Here is a 19835-nt window from a genome sequence, read left to right as displayed (position 1 = left end):
CCCTTGGGGGGCCGTCAGCCCGCCGCGTACACGTCCTCGACGTACCGCCCGGCCGCGATCAGCCCGTTGAGCCACTGCTCGGCCGCCGCGTCATCGACGCCGGGCGTGTACTCCCGGTACAGGGTACGGAACGCCTCGCGCACGCCGGGCGCCATGCGCGAGCCGTCGCCGCAGACGTACACCCGGGCACCGGCGTTCAGCAGCTCCCAGACCTCGCCGGCCTCGGCGGCGATGCGGTGCTGGACGAAGGTGACCCCACCCTCGGGGGCGGCGCTGAAGGCGGGGCGCAGCGCGACGGCTCCGGCGGCCTCGGCGGCGCGGAGCTCATCGGCGTGCAGGAAGTCGGCGTCGGGTGCGTCGCAGCCGAAGTAGCAGAGGGCCGGGGCGAGTTCGGCGCCCGCCGCGAGGGCCGCCGTGCGGTCGGCCACGGCGCCGCGGAACGGGGCGAGGCCCGTGCCCGCCGCGACCATGACGACCGGCGCCGAGCCGTCGATCCGGAAGGCCTCCCGGCAGGGCTGGACGCGAGCGTAGACCGTGTCGCCGGGCGCGACCGAGGCCAGGTATCCGGATCCGGTGCCCCGGTGGACGCCCTTCCCGGAGCGTGCGGGCGCTTCCAGCAGGGACACCATGAGGTCGGCGTGGCGCGGGTCGACGACCGGCGAGGAGGAGATCGAGTAGTGGCGGGGGCGCAGCGGGGTGAGCAGATCGAGCAGTTGCGGCCAGTCCAGGGCGCCGCGCAGCGCCGGGTGGTCCTCGACGACCTCGACGAGAGTGCGCGGGTCGTCGGTCAGGGCGACGAGGGCCGTCCGCTCGGGCGGGCACGGGTTGGCGGCGGCGAGGGCGGCCAGCTGGGCGGTCGTCGGGCGCTCCTGCAACTCGACATGGTGCGTGAGCAGTTGGCGCACCGTCAGCGGCCGGTCCACGGCGAGGCCGTCGCTGCGCGGGCGGGTGGCCCGGATGTCCAGCACGCTGTCGAGGTCGACGCCGAACGCGGCGGCGGCGCGTTCGACGAGGGCGGGGGCGTTGGCGGGCAGGACGGTGAGGTGGTCGGCGGTGCGGTAGGTGACGCCGTCCGGCAGCGCGACGCGGACGAAACGCTTTCTGCGGGGGTGTCCGGGCGCGGTGAGGTCGTGGGCCTCGGTGACCGTCATGGGGACGAGACCGTGCCGCTCGGCGAGGGCGTCCAGCGGGCCTCCGGTCAGGGTGCGGACTGCGTACGCCGTCGTGGGCTCGGCCGGGGCGCCGGTGGCGCCCGTGGTGCCGGGGTCGCCGTGGTGCTCCAGCAGGGCGGCGCGCAGCCGGCTCGTGAAGTCGCGTACCGCGCCGGTCAAGTCGCCCGAGGCGTCGGCGGCCACGCGGTCCGTCAGACGGGTGGCGCCCAGCTCGGCGAGCCGCTCGTCGATGCGGGTCGGGACGTGCTGGTAGGTGGCCGCCCAGTTGCGGTCGCCGACGCCGAGCACGGCGTAGGTGACGTCGGAGACGTCCGGGGCGCCCTCAAGCCAGGCGGCGAAGGCGGTGGCGTCGTCGGTGGGGCGGCCGTTGTAGGAGGCGGCGGTGATGACCACGGGCCGGTCGGTGGGCAGGCCGTTGGCGTACGCGTCGAGCGGGGCGACCTGCGTGTCGCAGCCGATCGCGGCGGCCTCGTCGGCGAGTCCGGCGGCGAACTCGCGGCAGGTGCCGTAGTTGCTGCCGTGCAGGAAGAGCACGCCGGTGCCGGGCCGGACGCGGGCGGGCAGGGTGCGCGTGCGGCCTTCCGCGGTGCCTGGGTCTCGACGGCTCCCGGCAGGGGCGTGTGCACGCGGTCGGCCGCGGTGCGCGGGGTCGGCGTGAGGGTGAAGCCCTCGGGTTTCAGGGTGAGGGTCTCCTTCACCGTGAGCCGGTAGTCGGCGTGGTCGTGCAACCGGTAACGGTGGACCAGCATGGCCAGCAGCATGGTGGCCTCGTGCAGGGCGAACTGGCGGCCTATGCAGGCGCGTTCGCCGGTGCCGAACGGCTTGAACGCGTGCACGGGGCGCGCCGCCTCCGCCTCGGGCGTGAAGCGGGACGGGTCGAACAGCTCGGGGTTGTCGCCCCAGACGGGCTGCCGGTGCAGCATCGGAGCGAGCACGGTCACCGCCTGTCCGGCGCGCAGCGGGATGCGCCCGCCGAGCAGCGTGTCCTCAAGGGCGTGCCGGCTGAACGCGGCGGCCGTCGGCCACAGCCGCAGCGCCTCGTTGAGGACCTGGCGGGTGTAGGTGAGCCGGCCGACCTCGTCGTACGTCGGCTCCGGGTCGGCGGTGTCGCCCCACAGGGCGTCCACCTCGCGGCGCACGAGTTGCAGCGCGGTCGGGTGCTTGGCGAGGTAGTACAGCGCGAAGGACATCGCGCCGGAGGTCGTCTCGTGGCCGGCGATCAGGAAGGTGATGACCTGGTTGCGGATGTTGGCCGTGTCCAGCGTGGTGCCGTCGCCGGGGTGCTCGGCGGTCAGCATGAGGCCGAGCAGGTCCTCGGCCGTGCTCTGGTCGGTGCCGGTGCGGGAGGCGATGACGTCGTCGACGACCCCGGCGAGGTAGGCGGCGTCCGCGCGGAAGGCCGCGTCGGCCGCCGAGTAGTCCTTGCCGGGCGTGCGGGCGAGCCTGGTCATGCTCCATTCCAGGCAGCGGACCATCGACTCGACGCAGGGGTGGGGTTCGTCCCGCTCGAAGGACCCGAAGTCGTAGCCGAACCCTGCCAGGCCGATCGTGTCCAGGGTCATGCGGGTCATGTCGTCGGGCACGTTCACCGGCCGCCCGGCGCGGGCGGCGCGGTCCCACGCCGCGATGAGCCGGCGGGCCACTTTCAGCATCACCGGGTGGTAGGTGCGCATCGAGCCGAGCGCGAAGGCGGGCATCAGGATGTCGTGCGCCTTGGCCCAGTTGGGCTCGTCGTTGTACGCGGTGAACAGCCCGTCGGCGGCGAACTCCCGCACGTTCTCCAGGGCGGGCCCCACGTGCTTGGCGAACCGCCGCTCGTCGGCGAGGTCGGTCACGAGGTCGAGGTCCCCGACGAACAGCGTGTCCCGCCCGTGCAGCCGCCGCACGAGCACCGGACCGTGCGTGCGCATCAGGTCCATGGCCTGCTGGATCGGGGTGCGACCGGGGCCGGTGGCGGAGATGTCGACGACGGGGACGTCGGGGAGGGTGTCTGCGGCCGGGGGGTGCAGTGCGGTGGCGGGCATGGCGCGACAACTGCCTTTCGCGGTACGGACGGACTGGGCTCCAGCGTGATCGAGGGACGCCGCCCCGCCGGGCCACCGCACTACATGATCGTGCAGTCGAAAACGTCCGGGAGGACTTGCGTTTCGAGCGGTTTCCCGCCGGGCTGTTTCCTCGCGGTCGTCCTGGCCCCAGTGGTCATCCGGGGCAGCGGGTGGACCCGGCCCGCCGGTCTCTCCGCGGGAGGCGTCGGCCTTGCCCACGGATTCCTGGAACGTGGCCATGAGGTCACCGGCAGCCGTTGTCCCGAGCCGGTCGCCCCGTTCGGTGCCACGCGGGTATGGCTCGTCGCGCAGGTGGTACGGGTGTGGAGTGAGCGATGCGCGAGAAGGGCGGCCCGGCGCACAGGAGGAGCAGGACGAGAGCAGGCTGGTCGTTGGTCTTGGTCGAGGGCCGGCTCCACCATCCGGTCAACATCGGCAACTACCTGAAGATCGCTTGGGCGGTCACGTCCCTTGCCACGCTGGGCGGCGGCGGGCTCTGGAGAGTGACCTTGCGGTGCGGGAAGCGGCGTACGGATACCGCCCGAGCGAGCGGACCGGTACGGCCGACGAGGCAGCGCAGCCGAGCGAGGCGCAAGCGGACACGTGAAGGACGACGCACGGCCGACCGGTCGGCCAGGGGTCCGGCCGGAACCAGGGGGTGACCGCGCCGGGGACCCGGACCGCGCACTCGACGCAGGGCCGCGAGAATGTGTGGTGGATCGGCTCCGGCTGATCTTGGAGGCTGGGCCGTGACCTGGACGAACAGCCTTGATTGCACTCCATGAGGGTGGAGTGCAAGTCAGCCTGCCGCCTTGCGCGGCGGGCTCGGTGTGGCAGGAGGCGCGGGTGGAAGCGGCTCGGCAGGAGGCCGTGCTGTGGCGCAACCGTGCGCTGACGCTCTTCGACCGGGTCGCGGTGCCGGTCGCGGTGTGTGATGTGCATGGCGTCGTCGTGCTGGCCAATCCGGCGATGGCCGCGGAGTGCGGGACGACGCCGGGGCGGCTGCGCGGCCGGGACGTGCTGGAGTTGTTCACCCCGCAGGAGTCGACGCAGGTGGACCGGATCGCGCAGGCGCTGCGGCTCCGGCACCGGTCGCGGTACCAGGTGTCGGTGCGCTGGCGGCCGCCGGGCGGGCCGGAGCGGTACGGGGAGCTGATGGCGGATCCGGTGAGCGACACCGTGGAGGACACGCCCGCGCTGCTGGTCATGCTGCGTGTCCTCGGCGAACGCGAGCCGCTGGCAGAGGAACCGGCGCGGGTCGCGCCGATGGAGGCACGCATCCTGGCGCTGCTGGCCGGGGGCGCCACCACGGCGCAGGCCGCCCGCAAGACGGGCCTCACCGCGGACGGCGTGACCTATCACCTGCGGCGCCTGTCGGCGCGCTGGGGCGCGGCCAACCGTACGGAACTGGTGGCCCGCGCCTATGCGCTGGGGGTGCTGACTCCGGGGGTGTGGCCGCCGACGCCGGCCGCCGGGGAGTAGGCCGCGGGCCCCTCGGGTGAGTGCGCCGTGCCGGCGCCCTCGGGTGCGCCGAAGCGGGCGAGGGTGTGCCACACCATCTTCAGGTCCTGCGGCGCGTAGCGGCCGGTGCGCGCGGCGTCCCCGATGATCCGCGGGTCGATACGGCCGTCCTCGGCGATCTCCGCGCCGAGGTCGGCGTACTCCTGGCCGCGGTAGTCGGCGTGGCGGCGCAGCTCGGTCACGGTGATCCGGTAGCCGGGCTGCCACTCGACGGGGCACGGCAGCCGGCGGGCCGCGGTCTCGACGGCCATGCCGCGGTAGCTCGCGTCGAGGACGAGTGCCTCCACGTCGCGGGTGAGGTCGACGCCGCCGTGGACGTGGGCCTCGATGTAGTCGTTGAGGGCGTCCTGTTCGTCGGCCTCGGCCAGGGCGACGAGGGACATCCCGGCGGCGGTCCCGAAGTTGGCGGGCTCGGCGGCGCTGTCGGGGTAGCAGAAGGTGGCGCGGGCGAGTACCGCCGGTGTGAGCCGAAGGTGCGAGCAGCCGAACCTCGGGGCGGCGCCCACCACTTGATGCCGGAAGTTGAGCGCGCCGTACACGGGGCGCTCGGCCGCCGGTACGCCGTCGTACGCCCTGCCGAAGATGCGGCTCTCCCAGCGCCAGCGGTCGCCTCCGGGGTGCGCGGTGAGCCCCCCGTTGCTGGTGCCGGTGACGAACTGCGAGTGGTACGCGCCGTCCCGGGCCAGCGCCTGAAGGATGGGCAGGCCGCCGGACGGGCGGTCGGGGTGGAAGTTCAGGGTGACGCGCAGGTCCGGGCCGACGGCCGGGCCGGAGGAGAGCGCCGCGACATGGCGCAGCGCCGCCCGCGCCGGCGGCGAGCACACGTCCCCGAAATCCATTGGATCCCTTTCGCAGAGCCTGTCTACCCTAGCCGTCAGCCTAATACCCCTAGGTTTCGACGATCCCCAGGAGGCTCTTATGAGATCTCTCACCGAGCAGGACATCCGCAACTCATTTATCAACTGCTCGAAGGGAGAGGCGAAACGGCTGGCGCTCCCCCGCGATCTCGACCAACGCCCCTGGGACGACCTGGACTTCCTCGGCTGGCGGGACCCCGGCGCCCCCGACCGCAGCTATCTCGTCACCGAGCGGAACGGCCGGCCGGTCGGCGTGACCCTGCGCTTCCCCTCCTCGCAGCGCGGCTTTCTGCACCGCAGCATGTGCTCGCTGTGTCTGACGGCGCATCGGGGCGGCGGCGTGTCCCTGATGACGGCACGCAAGGCGGGCGCGGCGGGCCGCGAGGGCAACTCGGTCGGCGTGTACATGTGCACCGACCTCGCCTGCTCCCTGTACGTACGGGGCAAGAAGGTCCCCGACTCCGGGGCCCGCTTCGAGGAGAGCCTCACGCTGGAGGAGCAGATCGCCCGGACGACCGGCAATCTGGCCGCCTTCCTCGACAAGCTGTACGCCTGAACGACGACCCGGGCGCCGGCCTCGGCCCTGCTGTTCCTGGACGACTCCCAGGCTCGCCGCCGCTGGTGCTCGATGGACCGCTGCGGCAACCTCGCGAAGATCGCGGACTACCGGTCGCCGCAGCCGGGCCGCCTCCACGAGGTGAGGGTGGATGAGGACGTCGTGGCTGCGGGCGAGCGCGATGCCGTACGGGCCGTCCGGGCAGTCGGCGCCGATGAAATCGGGAAGGTGGTCAGCGACGGCGGCGGGTAGGTGTACCGTCCGGCCGCCGGGCTGCTCCGTCTTGTCGTCACCGTGCCAGGCCTTGGCGCGCAGGTGGCCGGTACGGCGTGGCGGGCCGGTTGCCGCGCCCACCCGAACGGCGCGCGCCACCGACGCCGCGCTCACCGGAGTCGTCCTGGCCTCACCGAGGCCCAGCCCCGGTCGGCGGTGGCGAGGGCCCGGGGCGTCCGGAGGACGTGACGCTGGGCCGCGCGCCGGAACCCGGCCGTCACGTCCCGCGACGCAGGCGCCCTTGCGGACGGTTACCGTCCTCAACAAGGACGTTCGATGCGCCTGGGGAAGGGGAACAGCGCAAGAGATGCAGGATGTACGTGAGTGGACGTCGTCCCTCGTGCGGTTCGTGAAGCGCCGCCGGGACCCCGTGGTCGTACAGGCGCTGCGGTCAACGGCCGCGGCGACGATCGCGTACGTCATCGCGCTGCGGCTCAGCCCGGAGCCCGCGCCGCTGACCGCTCCCCTGACCGCGCTCCTCGTCGTCCAGGTCACCCTCTACGCCACGCTGACCACCGGCATCCGCCGGGTGAACTCGGTGGTGGCCGGCGTGCTCGTCGCCATCGCCTTCTCCCTCCTCGTGGGACTGACCTGGTGGAGCCTGGCGCTGCTGATCCTGGCCGCGTTGTACGTCGGGCACCTGGTACGGGTCGACGAGTTCGTGCCCGAAGTGGCGATCAGCGCGATGCTGGTGCTCGGGGTCACCACCGTCGGCAGCACGGCATGGTCACGGATCGTGGAGACGCTGATCGGCGCGGGCGTCGGGTTCGCCTGCAATCTGCTGCTCGCTCCCCCGGTGTGGACCGAACACGCGGGCGAGTCGATCGAGGACCTGGCACGCCGGATGCGCCAGTTGATGCTGCGCATGGGCGAGGAGGCGGCCGGCCGCACCCCGGTGGAGCGTGCGACCGCGCGGCTGTACGAGGCGCGCCGCCTCGACCACGACATCGCCGACGTGGACGCCGCCCTGCGGCAGGCCGAGGACAGCCTCAGGCTCAACCCGCGCGTCCGTGAGGGCCTGCTGCACCGGGTGGTGCTGCGCACCGGACTGGACACGCTGGAGATCTGCACGGTCGTGCTGCGGGTGCTCGCCCGCACCTTCACCGACCTCGCCAAGCAGCGGGACCCCGAACCGCTGTTCTCACCGCAGACGGGCGCCGTCGTCGAGCAGCTGCTGTCCGAGATCGCCGACGCCGTGGTCAGCTACGCGGTACTGGTCACCAGCGACGTCAGCGCCAGCGCCGAGTCGGCTGAGTCCCGGCTCCCCGCCGAGCTGCGGCAGGCCTCGGCCACCCGCGACAAGCTGGCCCAGCTGTTGCTGGAGGATGTCCAGCGGGACACGCGCCACTGGCATCTGCGCGGCGCCGTGCTGACCGAGGTCAACCGCATCCTCGACGAGATGGACATCGAGCACCGTTCGCGCCGGCTCCTGGAGGAGCTGGACCGCCACACCCGTGAGCAGCACGAGCGCATTTCGCGCCTGACCCGGTTCCGGGACCATCTGGGGGTGCCGGTGCGGCTGCGCCGGAACCGCGAGGACGCCGCGCGTCGTTCTCTGTGACGGAGTCACCGGGCGAATACCCCGTGACGAGGTCACCGGGCGGAGCGCGCGCCGCTCGTCCGGGGGCGCACCCATACGACGGAGGGGAGCGTGCGCATGACCGACACGACCGTACGGATCGACGGGAACACACTGCGTCTGCCGGGCGGTGTTGCGGTGCGGTTCGTGCGCACCCTGCGGCTGCCGGAGACGGGGACCCATCCGCTGCCCCCGGGACTCGGCGAGTTCCCCGTCCGGCGAGTGGCGGACCATCCCGACACGGTGCCCGAGCAGTGGCGGGCCCGCGGCGGGGTGATGCTGCCGGTGTATCTGCGCGAGGCCATGTGGCTGAGCTTCGCGGGCACGACGGAGCCGGCCGCCCTGCAGGTCGGCGTGGGCAAGGTGTGCGCGGTGTCGGGCAAACCGTGGAGCAACCGGCTCTCCCGTGATCCGCAGAACTACGTGGTGCTGCCGCGCCAGCCCTGGCTCGACGGCATCAACTCCGGCAAGGGCACGGTCCGCCAGTTCGTCGCCGTGCCGCTGGGCCTCGGGGCGACGGTCGAGGGCCAGGTCACGGGCGAGGAGGTGTGGGGCGGCGTCCAGTTGCAGTCGTTCCCGCTGAGGGACGAGGAGCTGGCCAGGTGGCGTGAGGAGGAGCGGCGGCGGGCGGAGCGGCGGGCGACGAACCGGTCGGTCAGGAGTGTCGGTGCCGCCTTCCCCATGGCGGCTCCGCCCGCGCCCGGTGCGGCCCCGGCCGCCGCGCCGGCGGGCCGGCCCCGGGCCGCCGCGGCCATGGGGCTCGGCGTCGGCGGCTCGATGCGCCAGGAGGTGTACCAGGACGACCGGCCGCTGAGCGCCTGGGCCCCGGAGCCCGCCGGGCGGGTGTTCGTGCATTTGGTGACGCCGCCGGAGTGGCGCCGCATCACCGGTGAGGCGCCTCCGCCGTCGCCCGTGGACCGCGCGGCGTACACAAAGGCGGGTCTGCCCTGGTACGACTATGACGACCAGGACGCCGAGGACCTCGCCCCCACCGGCACCCTGTCGGCGGTGAAGCCGGTCGGGGACTGGATGGGCGACGACCACGAGCCGTGGCAGGAACCGTCGTCGCACCAGGTCAAGCCCCTCAAGAATGCTCCGGGCGCGCCGGTTGAGGACGGGGACTGGTAGACACGACCGATCGTTGCATCATATGCAATGCATGTTGCCGCACTTGCACTTGAGACGTGGTCCACGCCAAGGTGGCAGTCACGACCGGCAATCGACGACCTGAGGTGCGGGCATGGACAGGGGTGCGGAAACGTCGCGCGGCGGCTGGAGCAGGCGCCGGCTCGTCGGGGCCCTGACGGGAGCCGCCGCGATGGCCGCGGTTCCGGCGCCGGCGGCGCCCAGGCGTCAGCCCGTGGCCGACACCCCGGCCGCCCCCGAGGCGTCCACGGGCACGAGCAGCGGGCGGCCGACGGGGAAGCCGTCCGGCCCCCGCCCGCTGTACCTCGGCACCTACACCTCCGTCGAGGGCGGCGGCACCGGCATCGGTCTGGCCGTGTACGACCCCGCGACGGGAGCCGTCACCGGCCGGGGCACCCTCACCGGCCTCGGCGACCCGTCGTATCTCGCGCTGCACCCGAACAGCCGCACGCTCTACGCGGTCGACGAGCGCCAGAACGGGGCCGTGACCGCGGTACGGGTGGCCGACCGGAAGGTGCTCGGCACGCGGAGCACCGGCGGCGCGGGCCCCTGTCACCTCTCCGTACACCCCACCGGCCGCTGGCTGCTCAGCGCGAACTACCAGTCCGGGAGCGTGGCCGTGCACCCGATCGACGCCTCCGGCGCGCTCGGCGAACGCACGGACCTGGTGACGCACTCCAGCCCGCCCCCCGGCCCGGGCCAACAGGGCCCGCACGCCCACCAGTTCCTCACCAGCCCGGACGGCGGGCACGTCCTCGCGGTCGACCTCGGCACCGACACCGTCTACACGTACCGCCTGGACACGCGCACCGGCACGCTCACCGAGGTCGCCCAGGCGCACACGAGGCCCGGCGCCGGACCCCGCCACCTCACCTTCCACCCCGGCGGCCGCTACGCCTACCTGGCCAACGAGGTCGACAACACCGTCGCGGTGTGCACCTACGACCCGCCGACCGGCCGGCTGACCATCGGCGACCCGCAGTCCACGGGCTCGGGCGAAGGCACGAACTACCCGGCGCAGATCCTGGTGACGGCCGACGGCGCGTACGCCTATCTCGCCAACCGGGGCCACAACAGCCTCGCACGCTACGCCGTCGAGGCCGGCGGGGCCCGGCTGAGGCTCCTCGGCACGGTGCCGGTCGCCGGCGACTTCCCGCGCCAGATCGCCTTCTCGCCGGACGGCGGGCTGCTGTTCGCGGCGAACCAGAAGTCGAGCACGGTCAGCGTCTTCCACGTGGACGCTGCGAGCGGCGCGCTGCGGCTTGCGGGTGAGCCGTTTTCCTCACCCGTCGCCGTCTGTGCGCTGCCACTGTAGGGCGCGCGGGCAGGATGCGGCGCTCGCCTGGGCGAGCAGCACGTGCATGCGCTCGGTGAGCTGGGCGACGTCGTCGGCGGGCGCGTGGAACGGCAGGCGTACGTCGCCGTGGGTGCGGGCGCGCTCGATGCGCAGGGTCAGTCCGTGCCGGTCGACGCCGAGCGGCTGGACGCGCACCGCGCCGTGCAGACTGTCGGGCCCCACCAGGCGGGTCAGCCGCTGCACCGCGTCGGCGTGGGCGTCGGCGAGATGGGTGAGCAGCCGGGCCTCCGCCGCGGCGAGCGGGTCGGGTGCGGCGGCGGCGAACTCGTCGAGGTCGACCACGACGGCGCCGGACGGCTGACGCAGCACCACGCGCGAGGGATGGAAGACCAGGTGCTCCGTCTCGGGGACGAACCAGCCGGCGAGCCACAGCCGGGCACGGATCCGGTGGCGCACGGGGACGGGCGCGACGTCGGCGAACTCCAGCACGGCGGACGGCTCGCCGCGCGGGGTGCAGATCGCGGCCGTGAGCAGGGCGCTGTCCTCGGGCACGTGCAGGAGCACCCGGCCGTCCTCGCCCACGGTGTGCGCAACGACGAACTCCTCCCGGCCGCCCTCCGCGGTCACCGCGCAGGACCATGCGGCAGCGAGCACCGACCGCGCCCGCTCCGCCGCCCCGGGCACGGCCGTCCACGTGTGGCTGTCACCCATCCCCAAACCTCCTTAGGTAAGCCTTGCCTAACCTATCGACATCGGGGTGCACGCCAACCAGGGCCAGGCAAGAAGCGAGGCACCGAAGGGGCGCGAGGAGGCAGCGGAGGGCGCGGGGACCGGGGAACCGCCCGGGACCCGATCGGACGCCCAAGGGCGCGCACACAGGGCGCGGCACCCCTCACAACCCGCACGCAGGGCGCGGCACCTCTCAGAACCCGCACGCAGGGCGCGGCACCTCTCAGGACGCAAGGACGCCCAGCAGGGCCCGCGCGCACAGATCACGCACCTGTTCACGCGTCAGGTCCGAGCCCCGCAGCCACTCCAGGCAGACGGCGGTGGTGAAGGCCAGCCAGCCGCGGACGGCCAGTTCCAGGTCGGGACGTCGCTCGGCGAGCGGGCCGAATTCGGGATCCGCGGCAAGGGCCGCCAGGATCTGCCGCTCCTGGGCTGCCAGGGCGCGTTGGTAGACGCGGCGCACGACCTGGTCGCCCGCCGCGTCGGCGCGATGGAAGGCGCGGTAGCCGTGCGCGTGGGCCCGGACGTACTCCAGGTATGTGTCGAGGCCCGCCGTGAGCTGCTCGCGCACCGGCACCCCGGGCACGGCCGCGGTCATCCGCAGCATCCGCTCACTCTCGCGCTCGACGACCGCCGCAAAGAAGTCCCGCTTGGTCGGGAAGTAGTGGTAGAGCAGTCCCCGGGAGACGCCGGCGATCTCGGCGACCCGCTCGATCCACACGTCGTCGTAGGGGCTCTCCGAGAACAGCCGCGCCCCGACCGACAGCAGCTGCTCCCTGCGCTCCTTCGTGCTCAGCCGGCGGCGCGTGCGCTCCCCCTGGTTCGCGGCCATGTCCGCACTCTACTTGACGTCGGTTCAACAACCCGACCAGACTGGATCACGCTATTGAATCCACGTACAACACGCGGGTGCGCCGCATGCTCAACGGTCCGCTGGATCAAGGGAGATCGCGTCATGGCGGAGACAACGACCGGGGACGGGCTGCCGAAGGGATTCCGCGGCGCGGAGCTGGGCTGGCCCGAGCTGCACCGCATCCCGCATCCGCCGTACCGGCTGCCCCTGCTCGGCGACGTGTTGGGGGTCGACCGGCGTACGCCGGTGCAGGACTCGATGCGCTACGCCCGCCAACTCGGCCCGATCTTCCGGCGCAAGGCGTTCGGCAAGGAGTTCGTGTTCGTGTGGGGAGCCCGGCCGGCCGCCGACCTGGCGGACGAGGCGCGCTTCGCCAAGCACGTCGGCCTCGGGATAGCCAACCTGCGGCCCCTCTCCGGAGACGGACTGTTCACGGCGTACAACCACGAGCCCAACTGGCAACTGGCACACGACATCCTGGCCCCCGGCTTCAGCCGCGAGGCCATGGCGGGCTACCACCCGATGATGCTGGCCGTGGCCGAGCGGCTCATCGACCACTGGGACCGCGCGGTCGCCGCGGGCCGCACGGTGGACGTCCCCGGTGACATGACCAAGCTGACCCTGGAGACGATCGCGCGCACCGGCTTCGGGCACGACTTCGACTCCTTCGAACGCGCCCGTCCGCACCCCTTCGTCACCGCGATGGTCGGCGCACTCACCTACGCGCAGCGGCTCAACACCGTGCCCTCGCCCCTGGCCCCGCTGGTGCTGCGGGGCGCGAGCCGCCGCAACGCCGCCGCCCGCGCCTACCTCGACCACACGGTCGACGACCTCGTACGCGCCCGCCGCTCGGCGAGCGGGGACGGGGACCTGCTCGACCGGATGCTGGAGACGGCCCACCCTCGGACCAGGGAGCGACTGTCCCCCGAGAACGTGCGCCGCCAGGTGATCACCTTCCTGGTCGCGGGCCACGAGACCACCTCGGGAGCGCTGTCCTTCGCCCTGTACTACCTCTCCCGGCACCCGGAGGTCGCGGCCCGCGCCCGCGCCGAGGTGGACCGGGTCTGGGGCGACACGGCGGCGCCCGGTTACGAGCAGGTCGCCAAGCTGCGCTACGTGCGCCGGGTGCTCGACGAGTCGCTGCGGCTGTGGCCGACCGCGCCCGCCTTCGCCCGGGAGGCCCGGCAGGACACGGTGCTGGCCGGTGAGCATCCGATGCGCAGGGGTGCCTGGGCCCTGGTGCTGACGCCCATGCTGCACCGGGATCCCGAGGTGTGGGGTGCGGACGCGGAGCGGTTCGACCCGGACCGCTTCGACGCACAGGCCGTACGGGCCCGTCCCCCGTACGTCTTCAAGCCCTTTGGCACCGGGGCCCGCGCGTGCATCGGCCGCCAGTTCGCACTGCACGAGGCGACGCTGGTCCTCGGCCTGCTGCTGCGCCGCTACGACCTGAGGTCCGACCCGGGCTGCCGGCTGAAGGTGGCCGAGCGGCTGACGCTGATGCCGGAGGGGCTGCGGCTGCGCCTGGAGCGGCGGACCGCCCCCGCTCCCCCGGCACCGGTGCCGGTCCGGGACGGCGCCGCCTCAGACTTGCGCTGTCCAGTGCACGGGGCGGGTGACTGACGTCGGCAGCCGGGTGCCGGCACTGCCCCGGGCCCCGTTGACCTGCGGCTGCGTCAGGAAGAACGCGCCGGTCAGGTCGGCGTCCGTGAGGTCGGCGTCCCGCAGGTCGGCGCCGATGAAGTCCGCGCCGCGCAGATCGGCGCCGGTGAGGTCGGCCGCGATCAGGTAGGCGCCACGCAGACAGGCTCCGCGCAGATCGGCGCCCTTGAGGCGGGCGCCGATCAGATCCGCACCCCGCCGGTCCTTCTTCTTCCCCCGCACACCGGCCCGCGCGAGCTCGCTGGTGCGCAGCAGGAGCACGTTCACCTCCTGCCGGTGTGCTCCGACGTCCAGCGCGGCGAGCTTTTCGGGCGACTGGAGGGTCAGCTGCTCGGTCTTCTCCCGGGCCCGGCGAAGCTCGGCGTGGACCGGGCGGGCGGCGGGCAGGGTGAGCGCCTCGGCCAGGTACCAGAGCAGTTCGTGCAACTGCCGGACCACGGGGAACACCTCGACCATGCGCCGGGCGTGCTCCGCGGAGCCCCTACGCCAGTCCTGTCCGCCGAAGGTGACCTGCGAGACCTTCTGGCCCGCGCCGAAGCAGTCGTAGACCGTGCAGCCGGTGAAGCCCTGCTGCCGGAGCTGCGGATGGATGCCGCACCGGTGGTCGCCCTGCAGGTTCGGGCAGGGCTTGCCGGCGGGCTTGTCGAGCGCGAAGTCCGCGGAGGCGGCGAAGGGCAGGGCGACGCAGCACAATCCGAAGCAGCGCGCGCAGTCGCCGCGCAGGTCGAGCCGGTCGGCGGTCTGGTCTGGCATGACGTCCAGCCTACCGACCTGCGGGGATGTCCGCGTCCATCGGCGGCGTGACGAGCGCCGTGTATCCGCCGCTGCACGATCGTCTTCAACGACGCCGGTGAACTCCTGCCCGACGGACGGGTCGTGAACCCGCACCGCACGCTCGGCCCGCCGGCCGTGGCCGCCTGAGTCAGCCGCCGAGGTCCGGCAGGTCCACGCGTGCGAGCCGCTCGGGGTCGGCCAGGATGTACATGCCGGTGATCCGGCCGTCGGCGATGGTGACGCCCATGACCGACAGCGGCCGCCCCTCGGGCGCGTTGACGACGCCGACCGTGCCGTTGACCAGCACCAGCTGCGCGTACTGGGCGAACTGGGCGAACGTGAGCGCCTGTTCGGCCACCGGCTTCGCCCCGCGGACCGCCTTGGAGGCGGCCGCGCCCCGGACGAGCGCACCGGAGTCGGCGCGCAGCACCACGTCCGGGTGGAGCAGGGTGAGGAGGGCCTCGAAGTCACCGGCGCGGGAGGCGGCCAGGAAGGCCTCGAGCACCTCGCGCTGCCGGCCGAGGTCGGGGTCCGCCGCCGGGGTGGCGCCCTGCACCCGGCGCCGGGCCCGGCTGGCCAGCTGCCGGGTCGCGGCAGCACTGCACTCCACGATCGGCGCGATGTCGTCGAACGGCACGGCGAACATGTCGTGCAGCACGAACGCGATCCGCTCGGCCGGCTCCAGCGTCTGAAGGACCACGAGGAGTGCGAGGCCGACCGAGTCGGCCTGGAGCACCTCCTGCTCCGGGTCGGTCTCCGGCAGGGGCCGGATCACCGGGTCGGGGACGAAGGTCTCATCGATCGGCTCCTCGCGGCGGGCGGTGCGCGAGCGCAGCATGTCGAGGCAGATCCGGCCGACGACGGTGGTCAGCCAGCCGCCGAGGTTCTGGATGGCGCCCGCGTCGGTGCGGCTGAGTTTGAGCCACGCCTCCTGCACGGCGTCCTCCGCCTCGGGCAGCGAGCCGAGCATCCGGTAGGCCACCGCGCGCAGCTGCCCGCGGTGCTCCTCGAATCGGTCGGCCAGCCGGTCCGTGTCGTTCATACCGTCCCCGTTCGGTCTGCGCAGGTGTGCGAAAGCCGTGCCGATCAAAGCACGCCGGCCCCTTCGGGGCAGCTTCCCCTCCAAGCCGCGTCAGCGGCTGAACAGTTCGAAGGCCACGGCGGGTGTGCCGCCGAAGCGCTCCCCCGTGGCCTTCGCAGTCGCCGTCAGGAAGCCCCGTGCGTACGTCTCCGGGTCCTCGTCGGTCAACGCCTCGATGTAGGTGCGGTGTTCGAGGAGCGAGCGCGCCGCCCGTTCCAGGCCCGGCGTGGCGTCCACCGCGTGGGTGGGCGTGGCGGAGCCGGCGACGGCGACCCAGCGCACCCCGTTCCAGGGCTCCAGACCCTGCTCGGCCAGTTCCGGGAAGATCCACCGGTTGTCGGCGTCCGCCGCCGCGTCGAGGGTGGCGCGGCCCACGGCCACGTGGTCCGGGGTGTTCCAGGCGACCCCGCCCCAGGTGTCACGGTGGTTGAGGGTGATCACCAGCTCGGGCCGGTGGCGGCGGATCGCGGCCGCGATGTCGCGGCGCAGGGCGGTGCCGTACTCGATGACGCCGTCCCGGTGGCCGAGGAACTCCACCTCCGACACGCCGACGACGGCGGCACCGGCCCGCTGCTCCTGCTCCCGCAGCGGGCCGCACTGGGCGGGCTCCAGCGTGTCGATGCCCGCCTCGCCGCGGGTCGCGAGGACGTAGGCGACCTCCCGGCCGCCGTCGGTCCAGGCGGCGATGGCCGCCGAGCACCCGTACTCGAGGTCGTCCGGGTGCGCCACCACAGCGAGGGCGCGCCGCCAGTCGTCGGGCATGGGCTTCAGCGGGGTGCTGGTCGGCTCCGTCATGGGCGCAGACTAGCCTGCGCCACCGGCCTCACACCTCGTCACGGGTGAGCGCGAGCAGCCGGTCCAGGACACGGGGGCCGCCGGCCCGAACGCCGTCGTGCTCGAACTCGTCGGTGACCCAGGTGCGCAGGCCGCGGATCGCGCGGGCGGTTTCGAGGGCGTGGGCGGTGTCGACGTACATGTCGTCGTGGTAGACGGCCGCGGCGACCGGGACCTCGTTGGCCGCGAGGCGGGCGGGGTCGTACAGGGGCTGCCAGTCGGTGCGGGCGGCGAGCAGCTCGGCGGTCTCGCGCAGGGGGCGCAGCGCCGGGTCGCAGTCGAACATCCAGGGGTGCACGGACTCGCCGGTGAACAGCAGCGGTCCGTCCCCCGCGAGGGCCTTGGCGGCGTCGAACTGCGGGAACTCGGCGCGGACCCGTTCGGCCGCCCAGGCCGTCGGGCGGGCGTCCTGGCCGTAGATCGCCTCGTGGACGAGGGCGTACAGCGGGTGGCCGGCGTACGACAGCAGGCCCTGGACCTCTTCCTGAAACGCGTCGGACAGGGCGGGGCCCTGCGCGGTGCGGACGAAGGCGTGCTCCAGGAGGTAGTGGAGGCGGTGGCTGCCCTCGCTGCGGCCGAGCAGGATGCCGAGGGACTGGAAGGCCTCGACGGTGAGGCGGTAGCCGTTCGGCAGGACGACGTCGTGGGTCAGGAGGTGGTCGGCGATGCGGCGGGCGCGTTCGACGTCCTGCGGGTAGCGGGCGTAGTGCGCGGTGGCCTTGCGCTCGATGCGCAGGTAGGCGGCCCGGTACACGTCGTCGGCGTGGGCGTGCAGCGAAGGCAGGCCACCGGTGATCACGGCGGCGGCCAGGCCTTCGGGGTGCGTGGACAGGTAGGTGACCGTGCAGAAGCCGCCGAAGCTCTGGCCGAGGACGGTCCAGGGGGCGCCGCCGGTCACCTCGCGGCGGATGGCCTCGCAGTCGCGGACGATCGAGTCGGCGCGGAAGTGCGTGAGGTAGTCGGCCTGCTCGGCGGGGCCGCCGCGCACCGGGAGCGTCTGGCGGTTGGCGGGCGTGGAATGGCCGGTGCCGCGCTGGTCCAGCAGCAGCACCCGGTACTCCTTCAGGGCGCGGCCGAGCCAGGCCTGCCTTCCGACGAAACGGTTCGCCCCGAAGCCGGGACCGCCCTGGAGGTAGACCAGCCACGGCAGGTCCTGCTGCACCTTGTCGCTCGCGACGACCTCACGGGCGAAGAGCTCGATCGTCTCCCCCGCCGGGTCGTCGTGGTCGAGGGGCACGGTGAAGTGGCGGTCGGTGAGGACGACGCCGGGCTGGCGGTAGCTGACGGTCAACAGATCTCCCGGGACGGAGGGGGCAGAGGGTTTGCGGGCCGTGTCCCAGTTCAGCACATGTTTGTCCGTCGTCCGACCCCGGAATCATGAAATGTTGCTGAACCGGGGATCAGCGGGCGGGAAGACTGGAGCTGCGCACCACCAGCTCCGGCTGGAGCACCACCCGCCGGTGCTCGTGCGCCGTCGGCGCCCCTTGCGCCTCCGTCTCCTCCAGCAGCAGCTCCGCGGCCAGGGCGCCCATGGTGACGGCGGGCTGGCGGACCGAGGTGAGCGGGACGGCCGCGGCGGCCGCGAACTCGATGTCGTCGTAGCCGACGATGGCGAGGTCGTCGGGGACGCCGACCCCGGCCGCGTACATGGCCTGCAGGACGCCGAGGGCGAGCAGGTCGTTGGCGCAGAACACGGCGGTGGGACGGTCGGCGAGGCCGAGGAGTCGGGCGCCGGCGTCCCGGCCGGCGGCCACGTCGAGCCGTTCGGTGGGCAGCTCGCGCAGGGCGTCGGGGCCGAGGCCCGCCTCGGCGAGCGCGTTGAGGGCGCCGGTGCGGCGGTCCCTGACCTGGTTGAGGCCGGGCGGGCCGCTGACGTACGCGATGGAGCGGTGCCCTGCGTCGACCAGGTGTCGCACGGCCAGGGCGCCGCCCGTCACGTCGTCCACGGAGACCGAGCACTCGGTGGTGCCCTCGGCGACCCGGTCGACCAGCACGAAGGGGATGCCGTGGCGGCGGAACGCCGCGATGTTGCGTCCGGTCGCGTCGGCCGGGGTGAGCAGGACGCCCCGCACCCGCTGCTCGGCGAAGAGCGACAGGTACTCGGCCTCCTCGCTCGGGCTCTGGGCGCTGTTGCAGACCATCACACCCAGCCCGGCCTCGCGCGCCGCCCGCTCGGCGCCACGGGCCACGTCCACGAAGAACGGGTTGCCCATGTCGAGGACGAGCAGCCCCATGATCCGGCTACGGCCCGCGCGCAGCTGGCGCGCGGACTCGCTGCGGACATAGCCGAGCCGGTCGATCGCGGACAGCACCCGGGCCCGGGTCTCGATGGCGACGGTCTCCGGACGGTTGATGACGTTCGAGACCGTGCCCACCGAGACTCCAGCGGCGCGAGCGACGTCCTTGATACCCACCGACTGGGCCATCGGGCGGAGACCTCCAGGGAGACGAGGGGCGGCGGGAGGGGCTTCACATTACCGTCATGGCGCCGCACACCAGACCGGTCAGGCGGGCAGGGCGAAATCGACGACGTGGAGCGGCGAGGGAGCGCCGACGCGGTAGCCGAGTTGCAGCTTGCCTTCCGGCGTGGAGACGAACTGCGGGTAGGTGAACTGCGAGGTGAGCGCGAGCCCGTCGAGGGTCGTCCGTACGGCCCCGAAGACCGAGGAGGTCCAGGCCGTGGACGCCGGGTTGTCGAGGAGTCCGGCGACCGACTTGACGTAGAAGAAGCCGTCGCTGTGCGAGTCCATATTGAGGTGCAGACGGCCGTCGACCACGGACACGCCCATGGAGATGACGTTGTGGGAGTCGTCGTTCTTGAGCTGGTGGGCGAGGGTGACCGTCGACCAGCTGGACGAGCCGAGGGCGCGGCGGGCGACCACGGCGTTGCGGCTTGCGGTGTACCAGGCGGCGTACTGGTGGCCCTTGTACGTCAGCAGGCCGTTCTTCTGGAAGGAGTTGTTGTTGACCAGGCCGTCGTAGGAGACGAAGTAGACGGCCTGGGCATCGAGTCGGCTGGTGCCCTTCTTGGTGACCGAGGGGCCCGGCGGCGTGGCCGCCCGCGGGGGGCCGCCACGGCCCCCGGCAGGGCGGTCGCCGGCACGGTGCGTCTTCTCATGAACGCAGCTCCGGGTCAGGCGAGGTGGAAGACTTCGGTGAGAGGCTTCATCGCTTCGTCGGGCCGGGCGCCGTCCAGCGACTCGAAGAACGGCGCCATCTCCGCCTGCCAACGGGCGTTGACGTCGGTGGCCTCCATGCCGGCCAGGGCGGCCTGGAAGTCCTCGGTCTCCAGATAGCCGACGAGCAGGCCGTCGTCGCGCAGGAAGAGCGAGTAGTTGTGCCAGCCGGTGGCCTTGAGCGCCTCGAGCATCTCCGGCCACACGGCGGCGTGGCGTTCGCGGTACTCGGCGATGCGGTCCTTGCGGACCTTGAGCAGGAAGCACACGCGCTGCATCG

Annotated in this window: 17 protein-coding genes and 2 pseudogenes; 8 read left to right on the top strand and 11 right to left on the bottom strand. The window is 73.1% G+C overall.

What is annotated here, in order from left to right:
• Positions 1–14: 14 nt before the first annotated feature.
• Positions 15–3196, bottom strand: a pseudogene (locus ABZV31_RS12255) (cytochrome P450).
• 867 nt (positions 3197–4063) lie between these two features.
• On the opposite strand from ABZV31_RS12255, the gene ABZV31_RS12250 reads away from it, so the two are divergent.
• Positions 4064–4699, top strand: coding sequence for a PAS domain-containing protein (locus tag ABZV31_RS12250; protein WP_355891695.1), 636 nt, complete (start codon positions 4064–4066; stop codon positions 4697–4699).
• On the opposite strand, the gene ABZV31_RS12245 is transcribed toward ABZV31_RS12250, so the two are convergent.
• A complete protein-coding gene (locus ABZV31_RS12245; RefSeq protein WP_355891692.1) occupies positions 4639–5577 on the bottom strand; it encodes a DUF3626 domain-containing protein in 939 nt (312 codons plus the stop codon). The two genes, ABZV31_RS12250 and ABZV31_RS12245, sit on opposite strands and share 61 nt — an antisense overlap.
• Before the next feature lie 79 nt (positions 5578–5656).
• Here ABZV31_RS12245 and ABZV31_RS12240 point away from each other — a divergent pair, with 79 nt between their 5' ends.
• From ABZV31_RS12240 to ABZV31_RS12220, 5 genes are all read left to right on the top strand, one after another.
• Positions 5657–6151, top strand: coding sequence for an FBP domain-containing protein (locus tag ABZV31_RS12240; protein WP_355891690.1), 495 nt, complete (start codon positions 5657–5659; stop codon positions 6149–6151).
• A 72-nt stretch (positions 6152–6223) separates the two neighbouring features.
• Positions 6224–6403, top strand: a complete 180-nt coding sequence (locus ABZV31_RS12235) for a hypothetical protein (protein ID WP_355891687.1) — start codon at positions 6224–6226, stop codon at positions 6401–6403.
• A 328-nt stretch (positions 6404–6731) separates the two neighbouring features.
• The gene (locus ABZV31_RS12230; RefSeq protein ID WP_355891684.1) at positions 6732–7985 is read left to right on the top strand and encodes an aromatic acid exporter family protein; all 1254 of its coding nucleotides are present in this window, start codon (positions 6732–6734) and stop codon (positions 7983–7985) included.
• Positions 7986–8081: 96 nt separating this feature from the next.
• Positions 8082–9131 (top strand): hypothetical protein, encoded by a 1050-nt coding sequence (locus ABZV31_RS12225; protein WP_355891682.1) that lies wholly within the window; start codon positions 8082–8084, stop codon positions 9129–9131.
• 112 nt (positions 9132–9243) lie between these two features.
• Positions 9244–10464, top strand: a complete 1221-nt coding sequence (locus tag ABZV31_RS12220) for a lactonase family protein (RefSeq protein WP_355891679.1) — start codon at positions 9244–9246, stop codon at positions 10462–10464.
• Here ABZV31_RS12220 and ABZV31_RS12215 read toward each other — a convergent pair.
• On the bottom strand, positions 10432–11157 hold the full coding sequence (locus ABZV31_RS12215) for a DUF2470 domain-containing protein (RefSeq protein WP_355891677.1): 726 nt from the start codon (positions 11155–11157) through the stop codon (positions 10432–10434). The genes ABZV31_RS12220 and ABZV31_RS12215 overlap by 33 nt on opposite strands.
• A 241-nt stretch (positions 11158–11398) precedes the next feature.
• The gene (locus tag ABZV31_RS12210; protein WP_355891675.1) at positions 11399–12007 is read right to left on the bottom strand and encodes a TetR/AcrR family transcriptional regulator; all 609 of its coding nucleotides are present in this window, start codon (positions 12005–12007) and stop codon (positions 11399–11401) included.
• Between the two features lie 123 nt (positions 12008–12130).
• On the opposite strand from ABZV31_RS12210, the gene ABZV31_RS12205 reads away from it, so the two are divergent.
• On the top strand, positions 12131–13651 hold the full coding sequence (locus ABZV31_RS12205; RefSeq protein ID WP_355891673.1) for a cytochrome P450: 1521 nt from the start codon (positions 12131–12133) through the stop codon (positions 13649–13651).
• Here ABZV31_RS12205 and ABZV31_RS12200 read toward each other — a convergent pair.
• Positions 13613–14443 (bottom strand): pentapeptide repeat-containing protein, encoded by an 831-nt coding sequence (locus tag ABZV31_RS12200; protein ID WP_355891670.1) that lies wholly within the window; start codon positions 14441–14443, stop codon positions 13613–13615. The two genes, ABZV31_RS12205 and ABZV31_RS12200, sit on opposite strands and share 39 nt — an antisense overlap.
• Positions 14444–14506: 63 nt before the next feature.
• On the opposite strand from ABZV31_RS12200, the gene ABZV31_RS12195 reads away from it, so the two are divergent.
• Positions 14507–14611: a DUF5999 family protein gene (locus tag ABZV31_RS12195; RefSeq protein ID WP_355891873.1), complete on the top strand. Its 105-nt coding sequence runs from the start codon at positions 14507–14509 to the stop codon at positions 14609–14611.
• A gap of 1 nt (position 14612) precedes the next feature.
• Here ABZV31_RS12195 and sigJ read toward each other — a convergent pair whose 3' ends face one another.
• From sigJ to ABZV31_RS12165, 6 genes and pseudogenes are all read right to left on the bottom strand, one after another.
• Entirely contained in the window at positions 14613–15506 is an 894-nt protein-coding gene (sigJ, locus tag ABZV31_RS12190) for an RNA polymerase sigma factor SigJ (RefSeq protein WP_355891667.1), read from the bottom strand.
• Positions 15507–15596: 90 nt separating this feature from the next.
• Positions 15597–16340 (bottom strand): PIG-L deacetylase family protein, encoded by a 744-nt coding sequence (locus ABZV31_RS12185; protein ID WP_355891665.1) that lies wholly within the window; start codon positions 16338–16340, stop codon positions 15597–15599.
• Between the two features lie 28 nt (positions 16341–16368).
• Positions 16369–17670 (bottom strand): alpha/beta fold hydrolase, encoded by a 1302-nt coding sequence (locus ABZV31_RS12180; RefSeq protein ID WP_355891663.1) that lies wholly within the window; start codon positions 17668–17670, stop codon positions 16369–16371.
• Positions 17671–17779: 109 nt separating this feature from the next.
• A complete protein-coding gene (locus ABZV31_RS12175) occupies positions 17780–18805 on the bottom strand; it encodes a LacI family DNA-binding transcriptional regulator (protein ID WP_355891660.1) in 1026 nt (341 codons plus the stop codon).
• Between the two features lie 123 nt (positions 18806–18928).
• A pseudogene (locus ABZV31_RS12170) lies at positions 18929–19497 on the bottom strand (BNR-4 repeat-containing protein); the annotation flags it as partial.
• Between the two features lie 15 nt (positions 19498–19512).
• The gene (locus tag ABZV31_RS12165; protein ID WP_355891657.1) at positions 19513–19833 is read right to left on the bottom strand and encodes an L-rhamnose mutarotase; all 321 of its coding nucleotides are present in this window, start codon (positions 19831–19833) and stop codon (positions 19513–19515) included.
• Positions 19834–19835: the final 2 nt, after the last annotated feature.

This window comes from Streptomyces sp. NPDC005202, assembly GCF_040608235.1.
GTDB lineage: Bacteria > Actinomycetota > Actinomycetes > Streptomycetales > Streptomycetaceae > Streptomyces.
Note: the sequence above shows the minus strand (reverse complement) of the source record. Positions and strands in the feature narration are given on the sequence as shown.

Coding starts and splice junctions, on each gene's coding strand:
- ABZV31_RS12245 (WP_355891692.1), bottom strand. CDS start 5,577: ATGGATTTCGGGGACGTGTGCTCGCCGCCGGCGCGGGCGGCGCTGCGC.
- ABZV31_RS12240 (WP_355891690.1), top strand. CDS start 5,657: ATGAGATCTCTCACCGAGCAGGACATCCGCAACTCATTTATCAACTGC.
- ABZV31_RS12235 (WP_355891687.1), top strand. CDS start 6,224: ATGGACCGCTGCGGCAACCTCGCGAAGATCGCGGACTACCGGTCGCCG.
- ABZV31_RS12230 (WP_355891684.1), top strand. CDS start 6,732: ATGCAGGATGTACGTGAGTGGACGTCGTCCCTCGTGCGGTTCGTGAAG.
- ABZV31_RS12225 (WP_355891682.1), top strand. CDS start 8,082: ATGACCGACACGACCGTACGGATCGACGGGAACACACTGCGTCTGCCG.
- ABZV31_RS12220 (WP_355891679.1), top strand. CDS start 9,244: ATGGACAGGGGTGCGGAAACGTCGCGCGGCGGCTGGAGCAGGCGCCGG.
- ABZV31_RS12215 (WP_355891677.1), bottom strand. CDS start 11,157: ATGGGTGACAGCCACACGTGGACGGCCGTGCCCGGGGCGGCGGAGCGG.
- ABZV31_RS12210 (WP_355891675.1), bottom strand. CDS start 12,007: ATGGCCGCGAACCAGGGGGAGCGCACGCGCCGCCGGCTGAGCACGAAG.
- ABZV31_RS12205 (WP_355891673.1), top strand. CDS start 12,131: ATGGCGGAGACAACGACCGGGGACGGGCTGCCGAAGGGATTCCGCGGC.
- ABZV31_RS12200 (WP_355891670.1), bottom strand. CDS start 14,443: ATGCCAGACCAGACCGCCGACCGGCTCGACCTGCGCGGCGACTGCGCG.
- sigJ (WP_355891667.1), bottom strand. CDS start 15,506: ATGAACGACACGGACCGGCTGGCCGACCGATTCGAGGAGCACCGCGGG.
- ABZV31_RS12185 (WP_355891665.1), bottom strand. CDS start 16,340: ATGACGGAGCCGACCAGCACCCCGCTGAAGCCCATGCCCGACGACTGG.
- ABZV31_RS12175 (WP_355891660.1), bottom strand. CDS start 18,805: ATGGCCCAGTCGGTGGGTATCAAGGACGTCGCTCGCGCCGCTGGAGTC.
- ABZV31_RS12165 (WP_355891657.1), bottom strand. CDS start 19,833: ATGCAGCGCGTGTGCTTCCTGCTCAAGGTCCGCAAGGACCGCATCGCC.